Raw genomic sequence first — 4,330 nt, 5'->3', positions numbered from 1 at the left:
AATTTTCGATTACCACCAAAATGAGGCGTTTTGCGCAGGTTTCAAGCGCTTTTTTGCAACCGACGACAACTATTTAACATTTGACGCGCGAAAACTTGCTGGCCGCTTTTAAGCAAGGGGCGCCGCGCCCTCGTCGGCTGGCACGATCGGGATGACGGTGCCTAAACCGAGCAGCGCAGCCAGCGGCCCATGTGGTCCCGCAACCTCGCCGATCGTGTGGCGGTCAAGTTCGGCGAGGAATGCGTTGCGCGCCGCCTCGAGCGCGCCGCGCAGGCGGCAGTGCGGTGTAATCACACAGGCCCGGCGCTCACCTTGCTGATCCGGGAAACAGCCGACCAGCGCAAAGTCGCTTTCCGTGGCCCGCACGATCTCGCCCACGGTCAAGGCATTAGTTTGTTCGACGAGCCGCAAGCCGCCGTTGCGCCCTCGTACGGTCTCGACCCAGCCGAGTTCGCCGAGTTGCTGAACCACCTTCATCAAGTGATTCTTGGAGATGCCGTACGCGTCCGAGATGTCCTGGATGGTCGATAAGCCCTCGCCACGGACGGCGAGGTACAAGAGAACTCGGAGTGCGTAATCCGTATAGTCGGTCAGTCTCATAAGTGCAGGTGTCACGATGAGCGCAAGCCGCGATCCGGGGGATAACCGCGTCGATGCAAGGGTTGCCGGGGGCCGTCGCTTCGCCCTAAGATGCGGGCGTTACGCATGTTTTCTTATTCTGCGCTGACAGTCGCTGTTTGTCTTTCGGCAGCAATGGTAACGTTTTGCCCACCGGCCATTCTTACGAAAAGCAGGGTATTCGTGGCCTACTTCCTTTCATCTGGAGAGGGTTTGAGGTCGTTTCTGACTCGCGCTCGCGTTGTAGGCGCGATTCATACTGAATAACCGTGTATCTGGAACTTGCATGAATCCGTCTTTCCCTGCCGCACCGGTTGTCGAGCGCGCCGCCGAGCCTACTGAGGCGAATATTCGCGAGCTCGTCTACGGCTTTTACGACCGTGTGCGGGCCGATCCGCTGCTGGGCCCCGTGTTCGACGCGACGCTGGCGGGCCGTTGGGACGACCACCTGCCGAAGATGTGCACGTTCTGGGCAAGCCTCGTGCTCGGCGCGAAGCAATACCGCGGCAACGTGCAGCAAGCGCATCAACCGCTCGAGGGCATCGAGCCACAGCACTTCAGCCGCTGGCTCTATCTGTTTCTGGATACGGTGGAGTCGCGCTACGAGCCGGCTGCGGCGGTCCGTTTCATGGAACCGGCGCTGCGGATCGCGCAAAGTTTGCAGTTGAGCCGCTTCGGCTGGGATTACAAGATTCCGGCGGAGCAGCAGGCCTTGCTGGCGCGCATCGCGCCGAAACGGCATCCGCGTGGCGACGAGGAGTCACACGACGCCGCGCGAGCGAGCGGCGAGCCGTTTCCCACGCGGATCGTCGGGAAAGCGCGGGGCAAGTGACGTGCGCGCCTTGGAGGCTCTGGCCCGCTCAACAGGCGATCATCGGGCGCTACATCGCCATTCAACGGTCGCCGGAGGGACCGCACGCCGCGAGCACACGCTCGCGCGCTAATCTTCAGCCTGATTCCCCGATTCGACGCCCCAACGGGCCAGCGCCGCGTCGTCCGCGACACGCGCATCGACCCAGCGCTCGCCTTCTTCGGTCTTTTCTTTCTTCCAGAACGGCGCCTGGGTCTTCAGATAGTCCATCACGAACTCGCACGACGCAAAGGCGTCGCCCCGATGGGCGGCGGTGGTCGCCACGAGCACGATCTGGTCGAGCGGATAAAGCTTGCCGACCCGATGCACGATCAGCACTTCGATTCCCGGCCAACGCTCACGCGCGCTCACGACGATCGCCTCCAGCGACTTCTCCGTCATGCCCGGATAGTGTTCGAGCTCCATTGTTTCGACGGCGCTGCCCTCGTTCAGATCGCGCACGGTGCCGACAAAACAGGCCACTGCGCCGATCTTCGGATTGCGCGCGCGCAACGCGGCGACCTCGGCGGTGAGGTCGAAGTCTTCCGTCTGGACGCGAACGGGCATTTCTGGCTCCTGGGCGGATTCGCGAGGCTCGATATGTCTGGCGAGGCTCAACGCGGTGTTTAGCGACTAGGTGACTATGCGACTATGCGGCGCCGCTCAGCCGCCGGTGACGGGCGGAAAGAACGCGACTTCGCAGCCTTCGGTAATACGGGTACCGGCGTCGGTCATGACGTGATTGCAGGCCATGCGCAGCGCGCGGCCGTCGGCGAGGGTGTCGGCCCAGATGCCGCCGCGCACGCGCAACCACGCGCGCACGTCGCCGACGGTCGCGATGCCGTCGGGGACGTCGACCGTTTCGTCGGCTGTTTTGAGCGCTTCACGCACGCTTGCAAAATATCGGAGTTGAATCTTCATCGGAAAACCGCCGGCTGTTGCCGGCCTCAGTTAAGCAATTCGGAAAAGGGAATGAAGCGCACGGTCTCGCCGGCGCTGATCGCGTGGTTCGGCGGATTGTCGATCAGGCCGTCGCCCCATACCGTCGAGGTCAGCACGGCCGAACTCTGATTTGAAAACAGATCGAGGCCGCCGGCCGGATTGATGCGTGCGCGCAGGAATTCGTTGCGGCGGTCCGCCTTGCTCTGCGTGAAATCCGCTCGCAGCGACAACGCGCGCGGTGCCACCGTCTGCATGCCGGCCAGAAGCAGGATGAACGGGCGCACGAAGAGCAAAAAGGTGGCGAAACTGGAGACGGGATTGCCCGGCAAGCCGATGAAGAAGGTTTCGCCCGAGGCGTCTCCCGCCGCGTCTGTTTGCCGCGCGGCACGGCGCACTGCGCCGAACGCGAGCGGCTTGCCCGGTTTCATCGCGATCTGCCACATCGACAGGCGCCCTTCCGCCTCGACTGCCGGCTTGACGTGATCTTCCTCGCCTACCGAGACGCCGCCGCAGGTGAGGATCAGATCGTGCGCCTGCGCGGCTTCGCGCAGCGTTGCGCGGGTAGCGTCGAGCTTGTCGGGGACGATGCCGTAGTCGGTCACGTCGCAGCCTAGTTTTTCCAGTAGGCCGCGCAGCGTGAAACGATTCGAGTTGTAGATCGCGCCGGGTTTCAGCGGCTCGCCGGGCATGGTCAGTTCGTCGCCGGTGAAGAACACGGCGACTTTTACGCGGCGGCGTACTTCGAGTTCTGCGCAGCCGACCGAGGCGGCGAGCCCCAATGCTTGCGGTGTGAGACGTGTGCCCGCGGGGAGAATGACCGAGCCGCCGCGGATGTCCGCGCCTTGGGCCGTGATCCATTCGCCCGCGGCGGGGCTATGCAGGATCGTGACCTCGTTGCCCGCGGTCTCGGTTTGTTCCTGCATCACGATCGTGTCGGCGCCCGGCGGCACTGTGGCGCCCGTGAAGATGCGGGCTGCCGTGGCTGGTTTTAACGGCGCGGGCGCGTGGCCGGCCGGGATGCGTTGGGAAATTGGCAGGCGGTTGCCGTGCGCTTTGAGATCTTCTGTACGGAGCGCGTAGCCGTCCATTGAACTCGTGTTCATGGGGGGCACGTCGAGCGGCGAAGTGACGTCTTTGGCCAGAACGCGGTTTAACGCTTCCAGCGTGGGGATCGATTCCGTGTCGTTGATCGGGTGCGCTGCGTTCAGTAATGTCGCCAGGGCTTCGGCGGTGGAGAGCATCGGAGCGCGAGGCGTTGGGGTGGACATCTTTGATCTCGGAGATGCGGGTTTTAAAGGAATATTGTAGCGGGGTGTGGGCGCTGGCGCGCCGGGAGTTATGGTGCGGGTTTTTTGCCTGCGGCGGCTTTTTGCTGATCTTTTGGCCTGTCGGCGTTCATTGGCTCTGCGCTCGTTGTGTTGGCCTTTCCTTGATTTGTTGTCGGTCTATTAGCGTCGCCCCTGTGCGGGGCAGGCACCTACTTTTCTTTGCCTGCTGCAAAGAAAAGTAGGCAAAAGAAAGCAGCTCAAACCGCTAGCTCTTAAGTGGGTCCCCCGCGCAGCCACGGTAGTGGTGCATCTGGAATCCGTGCTCTCGCACACTCCGCGTCAGTGACACAGCAGTCATTCTTCCGGCGGCGCTGCGCGCGCCGTCGCGGTTTTCCCGAAGCTGGTGTGCCGGTCCTTTGGGGCGCGACTTTGTCGCGCTCCATACTCGTCGGTTTACTCCGCTGTGTTGGCGACGATGTAGTCCTTTACGCGCTGCACGTCTGCCGGCAATACTTCGAAGCGCTGCGGTAACGACTCCAGACCCTCAAAGGCGGTTGGGCGCTCCGGTTCGCGTTGCAGCGCCTCGCGGATCGTTTCGCCAAACTTGATCGGTTGCGCCGTCTCCAGCACGATCATCGGAATGCCCGCCTGC

Annotated in this window: 5 protein-coding genes and 1 pseudogene; 1 reads left to right on the top strand and 5 read right to left on the bottom strand. The window is 62.8% G+C overall.

All coding sequences use genetic code 11. The features are described from left to right. Positions 1–108: 108 nt before the first annotated feature. Positions 109–600 (bottom strand): Rrf2 family transcriptional regulator, encoded by a 492-nt coding sequence (locus tag QOC89_RS07890; RefSeq protein ID WP_323044514.1) that lies wholly within the window; start codon positions 598–600, stop codon positions 109–111. 304 nt (positions 601–904) lie between these two features. Here QOC89_RS07890 and QOC89_RS07885 point away from each other — a divergent pair, with 304 nt between their 5' ends. After that, positions 905–1,450 carry a group III truncated hemoglobin gene (locus QOC89_RS07885; RefSeq protein WP_323044513.1) on the top strand — a complete coding sequence of 182 codons (546 nt, stop codon included), beginning with the start codon at positions 905–907 and terminating at the stop codon, positions 1,448–1,450. A 108-nt stretch (positions 1,451–1,558) separates the two neighbouring features. Here the strand turns inward: QOC89_RS07885 and moaE are convergent, their stop codons facing one another. The 4 genes and pseudogenes from moaE to QOC89_RS07865 all read right to left on the bottom strand — a co-directional run. Beyond that, positions 1,559–2,035, bottom strand: coding sequence for a molybdopterin synthase catalytic subunit MoaE (moaE, locus tag QOC89_RS07880; RefSeq protein ID WP_323044512.1), 477 nt, complete (start codon positions 2,033–2,035; stop codon positions 1,559–1,561). Between the two features lie 96 nt (positions 2,036–2,131). Beyond that, complete coding sequence (gene moaD, locus QOC89_RS07875; protein ID WP_323044511.1) at positions 2,132–2,389, bottom strand: molybdopterin converting factor subunit 1; 258 nt, start codon at positions 2,387–2,389, stop codon at positions 2,132–2,134. A gap of 26 nt (positions 2,390–2,415) precedes the next feature. Beyond that, positions 2,416–3,651: a gephyrin-like molybdotransferase Glp gene (gene glp / locus QOC89_RS07870; RefSeq protein ID WP_323044515.1), complete on the bottom strand. Its 1,236-nt coding sequence runs from the start codon at positions 3,649–3,651 to the stop codon at positions 2,416–2,418. 480 nt (positions 3,652–4,131) lie between these two features. Continuing rightward, positions 4,132–4,330, bottom strand: a pseudogene (locus QOC89_RS07865) (threonine synthase); the annotation flags it as partial.

The organism is Paraburkholderia sp., from assembly GCF_034668105.1.
In the GTDB taxonomy this organism is placed as follows: domain Bacteria; phylum Pseudomonadota; class Gammaproteobacteria; order Burkholderiales; family Burkholderiaceae; genus Paraburkholderia.
The sequence above is the reverse complement of the archived record's forward strand: the minus strand, read 5'-3'. Positions and strand labels throughout refer to the sequence as shown.